This window comes from Phaeobacter sp. JH20_37 (assembly GCF_048056015.1).
Classification (GTDB): Bacteria; Pseudomonadota; Alphaproteobacteria; order Rhodobacterales; family Rhodobacteraceae; genus Phaeobacter; species Phaeobacter bryozoorum.
Genome location: NZ_JAYMWW010000013.1, coordinates 24,715 through 43,232 on the forward strand (window position 1 = coordinate 24,715; position 18,518 = coordinate 43,232).

An 18,518-nucleotide genomic window follows, 5' to 3' on the forward strand; every position below is an offset into this window, starting at 1 on the left:
TGCCGGATTGATCTGATTTATATTGCAACGGCCCGTACCCTGCGTGGTGCGGGCCGTTTGCCGTTTCAGCCTGGGATACGCGCGCCTGTCACGGGCTTGTGCGGTGCATGTGAGGGGATTTTGCGGCAGGCTGTGCGCCTCAAGATCAGTTGCGAAGCTGGTCGCAGGTCAAGGGGGAGCGCAGAGATGTCACGGCTGGCGATAGGGAAACGGGATCCGCTGCGCGCTGGGACGGTCGGCGCTGTGCTGGCGGCTTTGCTGGTGGTGCTGGGCGCTGTTGCGGCGGCGGCTGATCCGGCGCAATGGGCGCGGGAGTGGCCGCAGACCGATTTCAGTCGCTCCGCCGTGGCCAGCTGGGATGAGATCAAATCCGGTGGTCCGCCAAAGGATGGCATTCCGGCGCTGAGCGATCCGGCGTTTCACCCGGTGGCGCAGGTGACGGGGCTGAGTCCCGCCGAACCGGTGGTGGTGCTGGATCTGCCGGGGCAGGCGGCGCGGGCCTATCCGCTGCGCTATCTGATCTGGCATGAAATCGTCAATGACCGGGTCGGTGGCACGCCGGTTGCGATCACCTATTGTCCCTTGTGCAATTCCGCCATGAGCTTTGACCGGCGGGTGGCTGGCCGCACCCTGAGCTTTGGCGTCACCGGCAAGCTGCGCCAGTCCGATATGGTGATGTATGACCGCGAGAGCGAGAGCTGGTGGCAGCAGGCCACGGGCACCGGCATCGTGGGCGAAATGACGGGCCGGGAGCTGCGTCAGCTGCCGAGCTGGCTGGACAGCTGGCAGGCATTTCGCGCCGCCTACCCAGAGGGTCTGGTGATGGCTGAGCCGCGCCACAACCGCAGCTATGGCCGCAATCCCTATCAGGGCTATGACCGGTCGAACTGGCCGTTTCTTTATGATGGCGCGCCGCCGCCCCATGGTATCGCGCCGCTGGCGCGTGTGGTGCGGGTGGGGGACCGGGCCTGGCCCCTGGCGCGACTGGCGGCGGCCGGGGAAATCCGCGAGGCGGGGGTGGTCCTCAGCTGGCGGGCCGGGCAGGCCTCGGCGCTGGATGCCGGGCAGCTGGGCAAGGGGCGCGACGTCGGATCGGTGCGGGTGCGGGGACAGAACGGTGCGGATCTGGCCCATGATGTGATGTTTGCCTTTGCCTATCATGCTTTCTGGCCCAAGGGGCGCTGGATGCTGGAGTGAGGAGGCGGTGCACAACCGAGTTCTGCACGAAAAAGAGGGCGCACCGGCAAAGGCGCGCCCATAGCCATATTCTGAGAGCGGTATCTAATCAGAACAGGAAGTTATCGGTGTCCATTAGCTGATCGACGGTCACGTCTTCGACCAGCAGGGAGACATTGGCGAAGGTGACGCGCACATCCGCGCCGAGCTGTGCAAATCCAAGGTGGTCGATGCGGGTTGCACCGCGGGTGATCTCGATCACATCCTCGCCAAGGCGGAAATCGGTGATGGTGTCCTGACCGGAACCACGGCCAAAGACAAAACTGTCGGCACCGCTGCCGCCGGTCAGGCGGTCATGGCCGGACTGACCGATGAGCCGGTCAGCGCCGTCGCTGCCAAACAGCGTGTCATGCCCGCGCCCGCCCAGCAGGAGATCATCGCCGGCATCGCCGCGCATCACGTCGTGGCCGCCGCCGCCGCTGAGCCGGTCGCTGCCGGTACCGGCGGTCATCGTGTCATTGCCGCGCCCACCGGTCAGGCTGTCATCGCCGGTCCCACCGGTGATCAGATCGCGCCCGTTGCCACCGTCAAGCCGGTCATTGCCGTCGCCGCCATCAAGCGTATCGGCGCCACTACCGGCCCTCAGCGTGTCGTGGCCTGCGTTGCCGTCAAGGCTGTCGTGGCCGCTGCCGCCGATCAGCAGGTCATTGGCATTTTCGGCCGGGCCAATCTCGTTGTCGCCACGCAGGGTGTCATTGCCAGCGCCGCCGATCAGCGTGTCATTGCCAAGGCTGCCACGCAGGTTGTCGTGACCGGCCTCACCGGAGAGGTGATCGTCCCCCAGCTCGCCGTCGAGGAAATCATTGTTGCGCCCGCCCGACAGGGTGTCGGCGCCGGTGCCGCCCAGCAGGAAATCCTTGCCCGCGCCGCCGGCGATGCTGTCATTGCCGCCCCGGCCATGGATCATGTCGGAGCTCTTGCTCTCCGCCGCGTTGCGGGTGGTCAGGATATCGTCGGCGCTGCCGCCTTCCTGAATATGCAGGGTCTGGGTGGCGAGGCGGACTGTCTCCACGCTGAGCAGCAGGTCCTGTCCGGCCCGCGTCGTGAGCTGCGCGCCTGCGATGTCGTCAAAGGCAAAGCTGTAGCTGGTGATCCCCTCCGCCAGTCGCAGCTCATCCTCGCCGGGGCCGCCGATGATGGTATCATTGCCGCCGCCTGCCTGAATGGTGTCGTTGCCGCCAAACCCCTGGATCCGCTCGCCACCGTTCCAGGCCGAGGTGATGGTGTCATCCCCCGCCAGCGCCAGTGCCAGCAGCGAATGAAGGTCACTGGTGGCAATCATCTGCGAGGGCAGGCTGAAGCCGCTGACCGACAGGATCAGGGTCTGGTGGTGGAACAGGGCAAAGCTGTTGAGCGGGCTGTCCGCAGTCAGATTGCCGGTCTCGTCAAAGGTGAACCTGCCCTGAAACACCAGCACAAAGTCGCGGTATTGCACGGCGATCTGGGTCTCGGAAGTGCTGAGAACAGCCACTTTGGTAAAGTCGAAGTCATTGAAATCAAACGGCGGCGCCATATTTGACGCGGCCGCTACAAAAAGCTCTGCCATGGTCTGACCTGCTGCCTGAATGCCCGTTGCATCTTTTTGATGCTTTTGTCGGAAACCTAGGGGGCGGGTCTGGATCGGGGAAGTCTCGGGTTAACGAATAATTAACCTTTGTTAATTCTGTTGCGAAAACTCTGCACCGTGTGCACGGCGGACTTGTCGCCTGCAGTATTGAATAAGGCGCCCCGATTGGGGGCGCCCTTGGTCAGTGCTGATCTGCGATATCGCTCAGAAGAGGAAATTGTCCGCCGCCTCGATCTGCTCAAGCGTGCTGTTCTCGACCAGAATGGTGACATCGGCGAAGGCAATCTGAACATCGGCGCCCAGCTGGGTGAAGGTGAGATCCTCGACCCCATCCGCGCCACGCCCGATCTGAATAAGATCCTCGCCAAGGGTGAAATCGGTGATGACATCGCTGCCATAGCCACGATGGAAGACAAAGGTATCGGCGTGAGCGCCGCCGGTCAGCGTATCGTCACCCTCCTGACCGATCAGCCGGTCGCTGCCGCCATCACCATAGAGGCGGTCGTCTCCCTGGCCGCCCAGGAGTGTATCCTGGCCGGAGTTGCCGCGCAGGAGGTCGTGACCTGACTGACCGCGCAGCTGGTCATTACCGCCGCCGCCGATGAGTTTGTCACCGTGGGACCCGCCGACGATAATATCGTCGCCAAGATCGCCAGCCAGCCAGTCACGCCCGGTGCCGCCAAGCAGGAGATCATCCCCATCGCCGCCTTTCAGCGTGTCATGGCCCGTGCCGCCGAGCAGGCGATCGTTGCCTTCTTCGCCCAGCAACATGTCGCGCCCGGAGAGGCCAGAGAGCGTATCGGCGCCACGTCCACCAAGCATCATGTCGCTGGTCAGCTGGGCATCCTGATCGCCGCTCAGCGTGTTGTCGAAACTGCTGCCGGTGCGCAGCGCGAAGCTGCGATTGGCAAATTGCAGCTGTTCGATCGACACCAGCGTGTCGCGGCCATCGGCGGACTCCAGCGTGATGGTTCCATAGAAGGACGACGCGGAAGTGCGGCCAAAGTTGTCGTTGATGATCAGACGATCGGTGCCAGTGCCGCCATTTACATAGTCATTGCCGGTGCCAAGGCTGATGACATCGTCGCCGCCATAGGCCAGCCAGCGGTTGCCCTCGGTCATGTTGGAGGTGATGGTATCATCACCGGTCAGCAGCGCAGCTTCGAGAGCGCTGCCGCTGGACGAGGCGAACCGATAGAAGGTCATCGAAAATTCGCTGAAGGAATAGACCGTTGTCCTGCCGGTCGCCACGGACATGGAGTTCACGGTCCACAGGTAGGGAGAGGATGAGGTGAAGGTTCCGGTCAGGGTGACCGAGGTATCGCTGGGGGAGGTAAAGTACAGCCGGTTGCTGGTTCGGCTACTCAGGCTGAGACCTGAAAACCCAAGATCGTTGATGCCATCCAGGGTCAGCGTTCCGGTGGGATCATTTACAGTAAAAATTGCCATAACAGAAAGAGATCCTGATAAGAGATGCAGCAGACCAAATGCCTGCAACTTTAACGGTCTCGTACAGTGAGCAACCTATGCCTGCAAGATCCGCGCCTAAGAATCGCGCTGCATTCACCGGGCGACGTCGCGTCCGCATGCTGGGATAGTCGGGTCAGACGGGCAGATGACCATGGCGCAGCAAAAACGCCGCAGGCGGAACCTGCGGCGTTGATTTTTTGTCGATACGGCCAATGGAAGGCTCGGATCAGCTCTCGGCTTTATGAGCGGCGGTGGCTGCGGAGACGGCGGCGGAGGGGGCCGGTGCCGGGGCTGCGGCGCGGGGCGCTGCGGCTTTGCCGGGGTTCAGCGGGTCGTCCTGACGCTGCACGGAGCCTTCGAAATGGGCGCCGCTTTCGATTGCGATGGTCTTGTGGATGATGTCGCCTTCGACGCGGGCGGTCGAGGTCAGGCGCACCTTCAGGCCGCGCACACGACCGACGATGCGGCCATTGATCACCACGTCATCGGCGGTCACTTCGCCCTTGATAGTGGCGCTTTCGCCAATGGTCAGCAGATGGGCGCGAATATCGCCTTCGACGGTGCCTTCGACCTGGATATCGCCGGTGGTCTTGAGGTTGCCGGTGATGTGCAGATCCGAGCTGAGCACGGAGGCCGGTGGCTTGGCCTTGGGCGCGGTGGCCTTGAAATCGCTGGCGGGCGGAACCGGAGCGGAAGACGGCGCAGGTGCCGCAGGGGTTGCTTCGGCCGCTTTCTGGCCGGGCTCGTTGATTTTGCTTTTAGAAAACATTTCTCGCAGCCTTGATATAGATCATCGGGTTTACGGGGTTGCCATTGACCCGAACCTCGTAGTGGAGGTGGGTCCCGGTGGACCGTCCGGTGTTACCCATATCAGCAATGTGATCCCCGCGCGAGACCCTTTGACCGACCTTCACGCGGAGTTTCGAATTATGGGCATATTTCGTCTCAATGCCAAAGGCATGTTGAATTGTCACAAGTTTTCCGTAGCCGGATTGCCAGCCGGCATGAGTCACCACGCCATCGGCGGTGGCAAAGATATCGGTGCCGGTCTGTCCGGCGAAATCGGAGCCTTTGTGCAGGCGGCGGCCGCCGGTTTTGGGGTCGCGACGATAACCAAAGCCGGAGCTGCGGCGCACCAGGTTGAGGTTCACCGGCGATGCGAAAGGCGCCTTCTGCGCGGCCAGCCGATAAAGGTTCAGCTGGTTCATCTGGTGCAGCAGGTCGTTGGCTCTGCGCTCTTCGCGGGTGGGTTCCTCACCGCGCGTGGACAGGGCTAAAGGGCTGAGCGGACCGCCCTGACCGCTGTAACCGCGCCGGACCTGTTCAAGGATACGGTCGGTGGGCATTCCGGCACTGCGGAACATCTTGTCGAGGGGGGCGACGGAGACTTCCATCGCCTCTTCCAGCTGGCGGAAGATCTGATCGTTGCGCTCATCCATCAGCCGCAGTTCCAGCTCCAGCGCGTCGCGCTGTTCAAGCGCGGATTGGGCATTGGCTTCGATCTGGTCACGCTCGGCGGCGGTTTCGGCCAGCGCCTCGGCCATGAATTCCATCTGCACGGGCGCGCTGACAGCCATCAGCTGGGCCGGGCTATCGGCGGCGGTTTCCTGTTTCAGCGCGGCGAGGGCGTCGCGGGCGGCTTCGCGATCCTTCATGGTCTGGCGCAGAGTGGTCTGGATCACCTCGATGCCGGTTTCCAGCTCACGGCGGCGGGTCTCGGAGGCCAGCAGCTCGGATTGCATGGAGGAAATCTGCGTCAGAGCGGCGTTGAACCGTTCCTGGGCGGCCAGCGCCTCGGCGGCGCGGTCGTTGCGCTCGCTCGACAGCGCATTGAGCCGCGCACGATAGGTCATCTGGTCGCGCTTGGCCTGTTCGCGGAAATTGCCGGAACCGATGCTGTCCATCAGCACGATGGCGGTGGCGACGATGGACCAGGCCACCAGCAGCGCCATGCCGGCAAAGGCGATGAGCTGGGTTTCGGAGCGCAGCCGGATGAAACGGGTATCCGTGTCGGATTTGAGGAACACACGTCGCTCCGGGAAACGACGTTCAAGAAATGCGTGAATTTTGATTGCCAGACGTGTTCGCACGCTTTGGTCCTTGTCCTGCCCCAGTTGTCGCACTGCCTGTACCGGCGCTCCTCCTGCCGGTGTGACGGTCGGTTCCGGTCCCCCTCGGAGCGCCCCTGTCGCAGTGCCTGGACGCGCAGATACGCGCCATGGCGAAAGGGAATAGCCAGCCGGAGGAATTTGGGCAAGCCTGTTGGCCCGGTGTTCGGCGGGAGGGCGCGGAAACCGCGCGGCAGGGCGAAGATCAGCGGGTGAATGAGCGAAAAATCGCCGATAACCGCCCGATCCGGGGTGTGAGGCCGGTAATGGGGCTGCGGCGGTCGGCCTGCCGACACGGGGCAGGCTTACCGGATCGGAGGGGTGTTCAGGTCAGGTTGCTGGACCGTCTGCGGCGTCCTGCGCAGGCCGCTGGGAGCGCGCGCTATTGGCCACTTCGCGGAGCCGATGGCGCCGCGCCCCGCACCTGTTGTGGCTGTGGGTGGCCTAGCGTAGGGCCGGGGGGGTCATCGGGATATCTTCGGTGAGCAGCCAGTAGAAATCGGGCGGGATGCCGGCCTCGGCACGTTTTTCCTCGTTGAAGGGCGGTTTCAGATGGCCATGGAAATATCTACCGACGAGATCGTGAAAGACCTCTTTCGGGTCCAGATTGTCGCGCCCGCAGAGGAAATGGAACCATTTCGATCCATAGGCCACATGGCTGACCTCTTCGGCGTAGATCACCTCCAGCGCATCAACCGCCTGGGTGAGCTTGGCCTTGCGGAAAATCTCGATCATGCCGGGGGTCACATCCAGGCCGCGCGCCTCAAGCACCATCGGCACGACGGCGAGCCGACCCATCAGATCCTCGGCGGTGTCCTCGGCGGCGCGCCACATGCCGGCATGGGCCGGAAGATCTCCGTAATGGCTGCCCAGTGCCTCAAGACAATCACACATCAGATTGAAATGTTTCGATTCTTCATCTGCCGCCTTGACCCAGTCGTCAAAGAAGCCAATCGGCATCGGCACATGAGAAAAGCGGGCGATGATGTCCCAGTGCAGATCCACCGCATTCAGTTCGATATGGGCTACCGCATGTAGCAGCGCCTTACGGCCGGCCTCTGATCCGGGGCGGCGGCGCGGCACATCGCGGGGGTTCAGCAGCTCCGGGCGCTCGGGGCGGGCCGGGTGCAGCGGCGGGTTGGCGGTGCCGATCTCGATCTTATCCGCATCACCGGCGCGCGAGGCAAACCAGTGCGCGGCGTGGCGACGCGACAGCGCGGTTTTCTCGCGCCCGTCGGCGGTGGTCAGCACCTGCTGCGCCATCTGCGCAAGGGTGAGCGGGGCGGTGGTCTCGGCTGCGGTCTGCGGGGCGTCGCTGGTCATCTGGGCGGGTCCGTTACTGGCGGTGGGCTGCTCTTGTCCCTCCCTGCCACCGGCGGCTGTGGCGCGCAACCCGATAGGCAGCCCCGCGTCAGGCCGATCTGGATCAGCGGGGCGGCCGGCACGGTGGGCGGAATGGCTGGCGGGATGGGGCCGCGTTCAGAGCGCCTGCGCCGCCTCCAGCACCTCGGCGACATGGCCGTCAACCTTCACCTTGCGCCAGATCCGGGCGATATTGCCCTCGGCGTCGATGAGGAAGGTCGAGCGTTCGATCCCCCAGTGTTTCTTGCCGTACATGTTCTTTTCTTTCCAGACGCCATAATCCTCGCAGGTGGTGCCGTCGGCGTCGGACAGAAGCGGCGTGGTCAGCCCGTGTTTGGCGACAAATTTGTCGTGTTTGGCAACCGGATCCTTGGAGATGCCATAGACCACGGTTCCGGCATCGGCAAAGGCCTGCAGGTGCTCGGAAAATCCGATGGATTCCTTGGTGCAGCCCGGGGTATCATCGCGGGGGTAGAAAAACAGGACAACGGCCTTGCCGCGCAGCTCCTCCAACGTCACGGTGCCACCGCCGTCGCGGGGCAGGTTAAAGGAGGGCGCTGGGTCTGAGGGGGCGAGCATAAGTTAAGGTCTCCAAAACGGTTTCGCAGGGTTTGCGTGCCATAGTTAGGCCATCACGGGCAAAGGGAAAGCAAGGATTAAACCGGTCTCACCCATAGCGGTGGATCCCGAGCGGGAGCCATCTTCCTCTGTGTCGGCGCAGGCCACGCAGGAGGCTGCACCCGATGGGGCTGCGGCGGATGAGGATGTGGCTGTTGCGCGCGCGGTGCCGCCGCCGGAGGGGGTTGTCTATCTGGGCCCCGATGAGGCGCCACCGGTGGAACAGGCGGTGCCGGTACCGGGGCCTCGTGCGTCGGACGGGATTTCGGCCGGGGATCTGGGCATTCCTGCGGCGGCAGGGGCTGATCTGCCGCCCGCGGCGACGGAGCGCGCGCGGCCCCAACGGCGACTGCTGCGGCGGATGCTGCGCAGTGCGACCATCACCGCCGTGCTGCTAGCGCTGCTGGCAAGCGGGGTTGTCTTTCTCGGGCTGGGTACGCGCATAGATGCGCCGGACTGGCTGCGCGACCGGGTAGAGCGGCGGATCGAGCAGCACCTCGGCGGACTGAGCATTGAATTCGGTGCCATTCATCTGGTGGTGAACCGGGGCTGGCGGCCCCGTGTCAGCCTGCGCGATGTGACCCTGCGCGATGAGACCGGCGCGCGGGTGGCGCGGCTGGCGGACGCGCAGGCCTCGCTGGCGATGCGGCCGCTGCTGCGCGGGCAGATCCGACCCAAGACGATCATGCTGAGCGGTCTTTACGGCACGCTGCGGCGCGACAACAGTGGCGGTCTGGCGCTGAGTTTGGCCGAGGGGGAGGCGCCGCTGCGGCAGGCCGCCACCCTGCCTGCGCTGATCGAACAATGGGACCGGCAGCTGGAACTGCCGGTGCTGTCGGCGCTGGTTGCGGTGGAGACCGAGGCGCTGACCCTACGCTATGAGGACGCGCGGCTGGGTCGGGTCTGGACGCTGGATGGCGGCAGCATCCGCATGGGCCGCAGCGGACAGGAGATTGAGCTGGCCGCCGGGTTCTCGCTGCTGAGCGGGCGCGATTATGTCGGCACGGTCGAGGCGAATTACAGGTCAGCCATTGGCGACAAGGCGGCGGATTTCGGTGTCCTGGTCAATTCGGTGGCGAGCAAGGATATCGCCGCCCAGAGCGCCGCGCTCGGCTGGCTGGATGTTCTGGACGCGCCGATTTCGGGCTCTCTGCGCGGTGCCATCAGCAGCGAGGGTGCCTTGTTGCCGGTCTCTGCCAGCTTGCAGATTGGCGAGGGGGTGATCCAGCCCACCGCCGCCACCCGCCCGGTGCCGATCACCGGCGCGCAGAGCTATTTCACCTATCTGCCCGCGCGGCAGGAGCTGCAGTTCAACGAGCTGTCGGTGAACAGCGGCTGGGGCTCCGGCTCGATGGAGGGGCGGGCGCGGCTGATCGGGGTGGAGAACGGCCAGCTCACCGATCTGGTGGGGCAGCTGCGGTTTCAGGACCTGAGCCTCAATCCGGCGAAACTCTATGAAGCGCCGCTGGATCTGGCGGGGGTGACGGCGGATTTCAAGCTTGAGATGGCGCCGTTTCGGCTGCGTCTGGGCGAGATGCTGGTGCGTGACGGTGAGACGCGGATCCTGCTGGATGGCGAGATTTCGGCGGGGCAGACCGGCTGGGATTACGCGCTGAACGGACGCGCCAACCGGATGACCGCCGAGCGGCTGAAAGAGGTCTGGCCTGCCGCAGCCCCGCCAAAGCCGCGCGAATGGGTGCGCGAGAACCTGCTGGCAGGCTATGCGCGCGATGTGAATTTCGCGCTGCGTGGCCAGGGCACGGCAAAGCCGTTTGTCTATCTGGATCTGGCATTCGAGGAGGCGGCGGTCCGGTTTCAGAAAACGCTACCACCGCTGCGCGATGCGGCCGGGCAGTTCAGCCTTTATGGCAACCGTCTGGTAGTGATGGCGACAAAGGGCTGGGTGACGGCGGATCAGGGCGGGCGCGTGGATGCGGCGGGTACGTCGTTCATCATTCCTGACACTTCGGTGAAGGACGGCGCGCCGGGGATTGCCCGGATCGAGGCCACAGGCCCGGTGACGGCGGCGCTGTCGCTGCTCAACCGTCCGCCGCTGTCGGTGATGGACAAGGCCGGGTTGCCGGTGGATCTGGCGACGGGGCAGGTTGCGATCAGCGGCACGCTGGCGGTGCCCCTGCGCAAGGGCGTCACGCCCGAGGAGATCACCTATCACTACCGGGGGCGCCTGCGTGATGTCAGCAGCGATGTGCTGGTGCCGGGTCAGCGCGTGGCGGCGAAGGCCCTGAGCCTGAGCGGCAATCAGGACCATGTGCAGATCGAGGGCGGCGGCGCGCTTTCCGGGGTGCCGGGCAGCCTGATCTGGCGGCAGGCGGTGGGACCGGCGGCGGAGCGGGCGGTTGCGGCTGCGGGCGGGGCCGCGCCGGTGCGGGTCAGCGGCACCATCGAACTGTTGCAGAACACGATTGATACGTTTGATATCGGCCTGCCTGCGGGATCGGTATTCGGACGCGGCGAAGGCCGTTATGAGGTGGTGATCGACAAGGGGCAGGCGCCGCGGCTGACCCTGGAAAGCGATCTTGCGGGGCTGGGGCTGCGCATTCCGGCGCTGAGTTGGCGGCTGAGCGAGGCAGGCACCGGCCAGCTGAAACTCAGCGCGACCCTTGGGGAGACGCCGGATGTGCAGGCGCTGTCGCTGGAGGCGGCGGGGCTGCGGGCGGCCGGTGCCATCACGCTGGAGCCGGGCGGTGGTCTGCGCCGGGCGCGGTTTGACCGCGTCGACCTGCAGGGCTGGTTCCGGGGCGCTGTCGATCTGGTGGGGCGCGGCGCGCGGTCGCCGGCCATCAATGTGCTGAACGGGGTGCTGGATCTGCGGCAGATGCCCGATGGTTCCGGCGGCAGCGGCAGCAGCGGTGGTGCCTCTGGCGGCACCGGGCCGATCAGCCTGCAACTGGACCGGATGCAGGTCACCGACAGTATCGCGCTCACCGGTTTTGCCGGGCGGTTTTCCACCACTGGCGGTCTCAACGGCAACTTCACCGCGGCGCTGAACGGGCAGACCGGGGTCAGCGGCGTGGTGGTGCCCAAGGATGGCGGCTTTGCCACCCGGATCCAGTCTCAGGATGCCGGTGGGGTGTTCCGCGCGGCGGGGGTGCTGCGCCATGGCTCTGGCGGGACATTCGACATGTCGCTGGTGCCGGCCCCCGGCGCCCCCGGCGAATATGACGGCCAGATCGAGGTCAAGAACACCCGGATCAAGGACGCCCCCGCAATGGCGGCGCTGCTGAATGCGGTCAGCGTTGTCGGGCTGATCGACACGCTGGCCGGGCAGGGCATTCTGTTCACCACGGTGGAGGCGAGGTTCAGGCTGGGGGCGACCCATCTGATTGTCCATGAAAGCAGCGCGGTGGGGCCGTCGATCGGCCTGTCGATGGACGGCAATTACGATCTGGAGCGCAGCGTGCTGAATATGCGCGGGGTGGTCTCGCCGATTTATCTGCTCAACGCCATCGGCCGCGTCTTTACCCGCAAGGGTGAGGGGCTGATCGGCTTTGCCTTTACGCTGAAGGGCACGGCGGATGATCCTCAGGTGCAGGTGAACCCGCTGTCGGGGCTGGCGCCGGGGATGTTCCGCGAGCTGTTTCGCGGACCGGCGCCGCGGCTGCCGGGGGAGGAGCCGCCAGCCCCCGCCGTGCCGCGCGCCGAACGCGACAGGCCGAGCTATTCGGTTTCGCCGGGCGAAGACCGCTAGGGCGACCCGCTGCCATCGGACCATCCATGGGCCATTCCAAGGCGATCCATGGGCGGTGTGCCGATCGCGGACAAAGGTGCAAAACCTATTGGCCAAGGGCCGCGCAACAGCCTATATCGCAGCCTATGAAACTCAGTGATTTTGACTTCGATCTCCCCGATGACCGCATTGCCACCCGTCCGGCAGTGCCGCGCAGTTCCGCGCGGCTGCTGGTGGCCGAGGGCGATAGCATCTGCGACGCGCGTGTTGCCAATCTGGGCCAGTGGCTGCGCCCCGGTGACCGGCTGGTGCTGAATGACACCAAGGTGATTCCCGCGCGGCTGAGCGGGCTGCGCCACCGTGACACCGCACAGGGGCCGATGGCCGCCAAAGTGGAGGTCACGCTGCTGGATCCCGGCGCCGATGGCAGCTGGGCGGCGCTGCTGAAGCCGTTGAAAAAGGTCAAACCGGGCGAGGAGATCGTGTTCTCCGAGGCGCTGAGCGCGACATTGGAGCGGGTCGAGGACGGGCAGGGCTACCTGACGTTCAATCTGAGTGGCACCGATTTCGATGCGGCTCTGGCCGAGGCGGGGGCGATGCCGCTGCCGCCTTATATCGCGGCCAAGCGGCCAGCGGATGAGCAGGACAAGACCGATTACCAGACCGTCTGGGCGCGCAATTCCGGCGCGGTGGCGGCGCCGACAGCCTCGTTGCATTTCGACGAGGCGCTGCTGGCAGAGCTGAAGGCCATGGGGGTCGAGATCAGCTATGTGACCCTGCATGTGGGGGCGGGCACCTTCCTGCCGGTCAAGGTCGAGGATGTGACCACCCACCGGATGCACGCCGAATGGGGCCGCGTCAGCGCCGAGGCCGCCGCCGAGATTGCCGCAACCAAGGCCGCAGGTGGCCGGGTGATCCCGGTTGGCACCACGGCGCTGCGGCTGATCGAAAGCGCCGGGCAGAGCGGTGCAATCGAGCCCTGGGAAGGCGATACCGATATCTTCATCTATCCCGGTTTCACCTTCCATGTGGCGGATGCGCTGATGACCAATTTCCACCTGCCGAAATCGACGCTGTTGATGCTGGTCTCGGCGCTGATGGGGCAGGACCGGATCCGGGCGATTTATGACCATGCGCTGGCAGAAAACTACCGCTTCTTTTCCTATGGCGATGCGTCGCTTTTGATACCGCCGGTGGCGGAGATGTCGCAGACCTGAGGGATAATTTCAGCGAGAAGCATTTTTAACTGGTCTGGGCTATGGTCCTGCCGGATCCAATTGTCACCGGGTTTGCAATGGGCACACCCGGTTTTTGGGGTCTCTTGGTCATGAAGCTGCCATAAGACCCTGTTCATAACGGCGCCGGGCGATTGCGATGCCCGTGACCAATTCACCAGGACCCCGGAGCGGGCCCAGAGCCCGTTCGGCGCGCTCTGGTACGGACAAGCGAAGTAGGAGAGACGGGCAATGTGGCAGGTGCTGTCGAGCGCATGGGCGCTGCTTTTGGGTATGGGTATGCTGATGGTCGGCAACGGTCTTCAGGGGACCCTGCTGGGCGTTCGGGGCGAGATCGAAGGGTTTTCTACCCTCGAGATGTCCTTTGTCATGTCGGCCTATTTTGTCGGCTTTCTGGGCGGATCGCGTCTGGCGCCGGAGATGATCCGGCGGGTCGGCCATGTGCGGGTCTTTGCGGCGCTGGCCTCGTTCATCTCGGCGGTGATGATCCTTTATCCGGCAATCACCAACCCGGTGGCCTGGATGCTGGGCCGGGTGCTGATCGGTTTCTGTTTCTCCGGCGTGTATGTCACCGCCGAAAGCTGGCTCAACAATGCCTCTGACAATGCCAACCGGGGCAAGGCGCTGTCGCTCTATATGATCGTGCAGATGATCGGCATCGTCAGCGCGCAGGCGCTGTTGCTGGTCGGCGATCCCTCGGGCTATGAGACCTTTGTCATCGCTTCGGTGGTGGTTTCGGTCTCCTTTGCCCCCATTCTGCTGTCGATCTCGCCAACCCCGGCCTTTGACCGGACCAAGCCGATGACCCTGCGCCAGCTGATGGATGCCTCGCCGCTGGGCTGTGTGGGCATGTTCCTGCTGGGGGGCGTGTTCTCGGCGCAATTTGGCATGAGCGCGGTCTATGGCGCTGCGGCCGGGCTGAGCCTGACGCAGATTTCGATCTTCGTTGCGACCTTCTATGTGGGGGCTGTGCTGATGCAATACCCGCTGGGGTGGATGTCAGACCGGATGGATCGGCGGATCCTGATCCTGTTTGGCGCGGCGGTTGCCGGCGGTGCTGCGATCGGGGCGATGATCCTGGGGGCTGATTTCCGTTTCCTGCTGATTGCGGCCTTCCTGATCGGGGGCATGACCAACCCGCTTTATTCGCTGCTGATTGCCCATACCAACGATTATCTCGACTATGACGACATGGCGGCGGCCTCGGGCGGGCTGGTGTTCATCAACGGGCTGGGCGCTGTCGCCGGGCCGCTGATCACCGGCTGGCTGATGGGGGATGAGGTCTTTGGTGCGCCGGGGTTCTTCCTGTTTACCGCGCTGCTGCTGCTGATGCTGGCGGTCTATGCTGCCTATCGCACAACCCAGCGCCCGGCGATTCCCACCGAAGAGACCGGGATCATGTCTGCGATGTCGCCGACGGCCTCTCCTGTTGCGGTTGAGTTCGCCCAGGAATATGCCATCGAGGCGGACATCGAGGAGCAAGAAGCCGCCGCCGAAGCGAGCTGATTGCGCTAACTCACGGGAACTGTGGCAAGTTTTTCACGAAACTGTCGTGTATGACGCAAATCGTGACGGGCTTGCCCTTGTAAAATCTCTGCAAAAAAGTCTGAATTTCAGAACGGTATCTATGTGGAGGCAGACCTATGACAGGTCCCGAGGAGATCCTGGACTTCTGGCTTGTAAGCACGGGAGAGAAGGGGTGGTACATGCAGGATGACGCGCTGGATGAGGAGATCCGGCGCCGGTTTCAGCCAACATGGGAGGCGGCCTGTGCCGGCAAATGCGACCATTGGCGCAGCAGCCCGCAGGGGGTTCTGGCCTATATCATCCTGACCGATCAGTTTCCGCGCAACATGTTCCGGGGGCAGGCGCAGGCTTTCTCGTCGGATACATTGGCACTGGCGGCGGCGAAATGTGCGATCAGCAAGTCCTGGGACATGAAGATCGACGAACCGCAGCGGCAGTTTTTCTACCTGCCGCTGATGCATTCGGAGAACCTGTGCGATCAGGAACGCTGCGTGCGGCTGATGCTGGAGCGGATGCCCAAGAACGGCGCGTCCAATCTGCTGCATGCGCGCGCCCACCGCGAGGTGATCCGCCAGTTCGGCCGTTTCCCCTATCGCAACGAGGCGCTGGCGCGCAGCAGCACCGCGCCGGAAATGGATTACGTCATGGCCGGTGGCTATGGCAGCACCATGCGCAGTCTTCAGGCCGCAGGCTGAGGCGGCTGCCTTTCAGGCTTGCCTGAAACGCATCCTGCCCTGACACTGTTTTTGCGCCGCGCCCCAAGGAACGGGGTGCGGCGTTGCTGTTTCTTGCATGGCTCCTATGCGGTTGCATAGTGTGATTGCAGTGCCGCGAGAAATAGTTTAACGGTGAACTAGTTTTTGATCCAGTATGGCGAGGAACCACCATGGCCGCAGAAACCTATGACGTGATCGTAATCGGCGCAGGGCCGGGGGGCTATGTTGCCGCCATCCGTGCCGCCCAGCTGGGGTTGAAGACCTGCATTGTCGAACGTGAACATATGGGTGGCATCTGCCTGAACTGGGGCTGCATCCCGACCAAGGCGCTGCTGCGCTCGTCGGAAGTGTTCCACCTGATGGAGCGGGCCAAGGATTTCGGCCTGAAGGCAGACAACATCGGCTATGATCTGGACGCTGTGGTGAAACGTTCGCGCGGGGTGGCCAAGCAGCTGTCCAGCGGCATTGGCCATCTGATGAAGAAGAACAAGATTGCCGTGGTAATGGGCGAGGCGACGATCCCGGCCAAGGGCAAAGTGTCGGTGAAAACCGAAAAGGGCACGCAGGAACTGGCGGCGAAGAATATCGTGCTGGCGACTGGCGCCCGTGCGCGCGAACTGCCGGGGCTGGAAGCGGACGGCGATCTGGTCTGGACCTACAAACACGCGCTGCAACCGGTGCGGATGCCGAAGAAGCTGCTGGTCATCGGCTCCGGCGCCATCGGCATTGAATTTGCCAGCTTCTACAACACGCTGGGCGCTGACACCACGGTTGTTGAGGTGATGGACAGGGTGCTGCCGGTCGAAGACGCGGAAATCTCCGCCTTTGCCAAGAAGGCCTTTGTCAAACAGGGCATGAAGATCATGGAGAAAGCCATGGTCAAGCAGCTGGACCGCGGCAAGGGCAAAGTCACCGCCCATATTGAGGTCGGCGGCAAGGTGGAGAAACAGGAGTTCGACACCGTGATTTCCGCCGTGGGCATCGTTGGCAATGTCGAGGGGCTGGGGCTGGAAGGTCTGGGCGTCAAGGTCGACCGCACTCATGTCGTGACCGATGAATACTGCCGCACCGGCGTCGATGGCCTTTATGCCATCGGCGATATCGCAGGGGCGCCCTGGCTGGCGCATAAGGCGTCGCATGAGGGCGTCATGGTGGCCGAGCTGATCGCGGGCAAGCACGCGCATCCGGTGAAGCCGGAAAGCATTGCAGGCTGCACCTATTGTCAGCCGCAGGTCGCCTCAGTTGGTCATACCGAAGCGAAAGCCAAGGAGCTGGGCTATGACATCAAGGTCGGCCGCTTCCCCTTCATCGGCAACGGCAAGGCGATTGCGCTGGGTGAGGCCGAGGGCATGGTGAAGACCATCTTTGACGCCAAGACTGGCGAGTTGCTGGGGGCCCATATGGTTGGCGCCGAGGTGACCGAGATGATCCAGGGCTATGTGGTGGGTCGCCAGCTGGAGACCACCGAAGAAGACCTGATGAACACCGTCTTCCCGCATCCGACGCTGAGCGAGATGATGCATGAGAGCGTGCTCGATGCCTTTGATCGGGTGATCCATATGTAATCTGGTCTTTGGGCCTGATTGATTGAAATGACAGAAACGCCCGAGGCCATGCTTCGGGCGTTTCTGCGTCCGGGGGGTCGTGTTTGATGTATCGCTCGGCTGGTACTTTGCAGTGGGGCGCGCTATGCCATGCGCTTCGACCGGTTTTGGCGGATTCCAAGCGCCAGGCGCAATTGCAATGAGGGCAGCCCCATGAACACCCCCCACCTCCAGGAACCGCAGACCCGCTGGGGCGTGGTGATGATCATCTGGGTCGCCGGTCTGGGGGCAGCGGCGCAATACGGCAAGATCGCGATCATTTTTGATCAGCTGGGGCTGCTGTATCCGGGGGCGGGGTCATCGCTGAGCCTGACGGTGACCATGGTCGGGGTGCTGGGCATTCTGCTGGGCGTGGTTGCGGGCGGGTTTGTCGCCTCCTTCGGCTATCGCCGCAGCCTTGTCTGGGCGCTGTGGATCGGGGCGGCGATGTCGGCGCTTCAGGCGCTGCATCTGCCTTATGGTCTGTTTCTGGCAACACGGCTGATCGAGGGCCTGTCGCATCTGGGGATCGTGGTGGCAGCCCCAACACTGATCCCGCAGATCTGTAGCCCGCGCCACCGTGGCACGGCGCTGTCGATCTGGAGCACCTTCTTTGGTGTGTCCTTTGCACTGCTGGTCTGGTTCGGCCTGCCGCTGGTTGCCGGGTTCGGCCTGTTGTCGCTGTTTGGCGCCCATGCGCTGGTGATGGCGGTGCTGGCGCTGGTGCTGGGGCGGGTGCTGAAATCGGTGCAGGTGCCGCCGCGTCTGCCGCTGCCCAAGCTGGCGGAGCTGCCGGGCCTGCATCTTGAGATCTACCGCTCTCCGGCCAAAGTGGCCCCGGCGGCGGGCTGGCTGTTCTATACCACCTGTTTCGTGGCGCTGCTGACGGTCCTGCCGCCGCATCTGGATGCGGACGTACGGGTCGGCGTGGTCAGCGCCATGCCGCTGGTCAGCATTGCCACCTCGATGACACTCGGGGTCTGGTTGCTGCGCCGGGTGGCGGCGGTGCGGGTGGTGCAGGCCGGGTTCCTGCTGGCCGCTGGTGGCGCGGTCTGGCTGCTGCTGATGCCGGGGCTGCCGCTGGCCTGCATGGCGCTGGCGGTGGCTTTTGGGCTGGTACAGGGGGCCAGCTTTGCCTCGGTGCCGCAGCTGAATGCTGAGGCGGCAGAGCAGGCGCAATCCAATGGCGCGATGAGCCAGGCCGGCAATATGGGCAATGCCATTGGCACGCCGCTGATGGTGGCGGCTGTTGCGCTTGGCGGATACCACGGGATGATGGGGATGGCGCTGCTGCTGTTCCTTGGCGGCTTGGCCGTGCATGTGATGCTGGCCCGGCGGCGGGCGCAAAGGGCAGCTATCTGAAGGCGTTCGCCCTCTGTTCTCTTTTTTCTATTGGAGACTCGGCGCG

Annotated in this window: 13 protein-coding genes; 7 read left to right on the plus strand and 6 right to left on the minus strand. The window is 64.1% G+C overall.

What is annotated here, in order from left to right:
* The first annotated feature begins 186 nt into the window (after nucleotides 1-186).
* Nucleotides 187-1,197: a DUF3179 domain-containing protein gene (locus VWZ87_RS05055; protein ID WP_416534834.1), complete on the plus strand. Its 1,011-nt coding sequence runs from the start codon at nucleotides 187-189 to the stop codon at nucleotides 1,195-1,197.
* An 88-nt stretch (nucleotides 1,198-1,285) separates the two neighbouring features.
* Here the strand turns inward: VWZ87_RS05055 and VWZ87_RS05060 are convergent, their stop codons facing one another.
* From VWZ87_RS05060 to VWZ87_RS05085, 6 genes are all read right to left on the minus strand, one after another.
* Entirely contained in the window at nucleotides 1,286-2,782 is a 1,497-nt protein-coding gene (locus tag VWZ87_RS05060; protein WP_416534835.1) for a calcium-binding protein, read from the minus strand.
* Between the two features lie 225 nt (nucleotides 2,783-3,007).
* On the minus strand, nucleotides 3,008-4,252 hold the full coding sequence (locus VWZ87_RS05065) for a calcium-binding protein (RefSeq protein ID WP_416534836.1): 1,245 nt from the start codon (nucleotides 4,250-4,252) through the stop codon (nucleotides 3,008-3,010).
* 247 nt (nucleotides 4,253-4,499) lie between these two features.
* Nucleotides 4,500-5,042 carry a bactofilin family protein gene (locus tag VWZ87_RS05070; RefSeq protein WP_416534837.1) on the minus strand — a complete coding sequence of 181 codons (543 nt, stop codon included), beginning with the start codon at nucleotides 5,040-5,042 and terminating at the stop codon, nucleotides 4,500-4,502.
* On the minus strand, nucleotides 5,032-6,363 hold the full coding sequence (locus tag VWZ87_RS05075) for a DUF5930 domain-containing protein (protein WP_340545744.1): 1,332 nt from the start codon (nucleotides 6,361-6,363) through the stop codon (nucleotides 5,032-5,034). Before VWZ87_RS05075 ends, VWZ87_RS05070 begins: the two co-directional genes overlap by 11 nt.
* Before the next feature lie 462 nt (nucleotides 6,364-6,825).
* Nucleotides 6,826-7,704, minus strand: coding sequence for a ferritin-like domain-containing protein (locus tag VWZ87_RS05080; RefSeq protein WP_416534838.1), 879 nt, complete (start codon nucleotides 7,702-7,704; stop codon nucleotides 6,826-6,828).
* 156 nt (nucleotides 7,705-7,860) lie between these two features.
* Complete coding sequence (locus tag VWZ87_RS05085; protein WP_340545742.1) at nucleotides 7,861-8,322, minus strand: peroxiredoxin; 462 nt, start codon at nucleotides 8,320-8,322, stop codon at nucleotides 7,861-7,863.
* A 100-nt stretch (nucleotides 8,323-8,422) separates the two neighbouring features.
* Here VWZ87_RS05085 and VWZ87_RS05090 point away from each other — a divergent pair, with 100 nt between their 5' ends.
* From VWZ87_RS05090 to VWZ87_RS05115, 6 genes are all read left to right on the plus strand, one after another.
* On the plus strand, nucleotides 8,423-12,070 hold the full coding sequence (locus VWZ87_RS05090; RefSeq protein ID WP_416601027.1) for a DUF3971 domain-containing protein: 3,648 nt from the start codon (nucleotides 8,423-8,425) through the stop codon (nucleotides 12,068-12,070).
* Nucleotides 12,071-12,195: 125 nt separating this feature from the next.
* Complete coding sequence (gene queA, locus VWZ87_RS05095) at nucleotides 12,196-13,266, plus strand: tRNA preQ1(34) S-adenosylmethionine ribosyltransferase-isomerase QueA (protein WP_416534840.1); 1,071 nt, start codon at nucleotides 12,196-12,198, stop codon at nucleotides 13,264-13,266.
* Between the two features lie 249 nt (nucleotides 13,267-13,515).
* The gene (locus VWZ87_RS05100) at nucleotides 13,516-14,790 is read left to right on the plus strand and encodes an MFS transporter (protein WP_340545739.1); all 1,275 of its coding nucleotides are present in this window, start codon (nucleotides 13,516-13,518) and stop codon (nucleotides 14,788-14,790) included.
* A 137-nt stretch (nucleotides 14,791-14,927) separates the two neighbouring features.
* Nucleotides 14,928-15,506, plus strand: coding sequence for a DUF924 family protein (locus tag VWZ87_RS05105; protein WP_340545738.1), 579 nt, complete (start codon nucleotides 14,928-14,930; stop codon nucleotides 15,504-15,506).
* A 191-nt stretch (nucleotides 15,507-15,697) separates the two neighbouring features.
* A complete protein-coding gene (gene lpdA / locus VWZ87_RS05110; protein WP_416534841.1) occupies nucleotides 15,698-17,092 on the plus strand; it encodes a dihydrolipoyl dehydrogenase in 1,395 nt (464 codons plus the stop codon).
* 129 nt (nucleotides 17,093-17,221) lie between these two features.
* The gene (locus tag VWZ87_RS05115; RefSeq protein ID WP_416534842.1) at nucleotides 17,222-18,472 is read left to right on the plus strand and encodes an MFS transporter; all 1,251 of its coding nucleotides are present in this window, start codon (nucleotides 17,222-17,224) and stop codon (nucleotides 18,470-18,472) included.
* The last annotated feature ends 46 nt before the right edge of the window (nucleotides 18,473-18,518 follow it).

Coding starts and splice junctions, on each gene's coding strand:
- VWZ87_RS05055 (WP_416534834.1), top strand. CDS start 187: ATGTCACGGCTGGCGATAGGGAAACGGGATCCGCTGCGCGCTGGGACG.
- VWZ87_RS05100 (WP_340545739.1), top strand. CDS start 13,516: ATGTGGCAGGTGCTGTCGAGCGCATGGGCGCTGCTTTTGGGTATGGGT.
- VWZ87_RS05060 (WP_416534835.1), bottom strand. CDS start 2,782: ATGGCAGAGCTTTTTGTAGCGGCCGCGTCAAATATGGCGCCGCCGTTT.
- VWZ87_RS05115 (WP_416534842.1), top strand. CDS start 17,222: ATGCGCTTCGACCGGTTTTGGCGGATTCCAAGCGCCAGGCGCAATTGC.
- VWZ87_RS05085 (WP_340545742.1), bottom strand. CDS start 8,322: ATGCTCGCCCCCTCAGACCCAGCGCCCTCCTTTAACCTGCCCCGCGAC.
- lpdA (WP_416534841.1), top strand. CDS start 15,698: ATGGCCGCAGAAACCTATGACGTGATCGTAATCGGCGCAGGGCCGGGG.
- VWZ87_RS05065 (WP_416534836.1), bottom strand. CDS start 4,252: ATGGCAATTTTTACTGTAAATGATCCCACCGGAACGCTGACCCTGGAT.
- VWZ87_RS05105 (WP_340545738.1), top strand. CDS start 14,928: ATGACAGGTCCCGAGGAGATCCTGGACTTCTGGCTTGTAAGCACGGGA.
- VWZ87_RS05080 (WP_416534838.1), bottom strand. CDS start 7,704: ATGACCAGCGACGCCCCGCAGACCGCAGCCGAGACCACCGCCCCGCTC.
- queA (WP_416534840.1), top strand. CDS start 12,196: ATGAAACTCAGTGATTTTGACTTCGATCTCCCCGATGACCGCATTGCC.
- VWZ87_RS05070 (WP_416534837.1), bottom strand. CDS start 5,042: ATGTTTTCTAAAAGCAAAATCAACGAGCCCGGCCAGAAAGCGGCCGAA.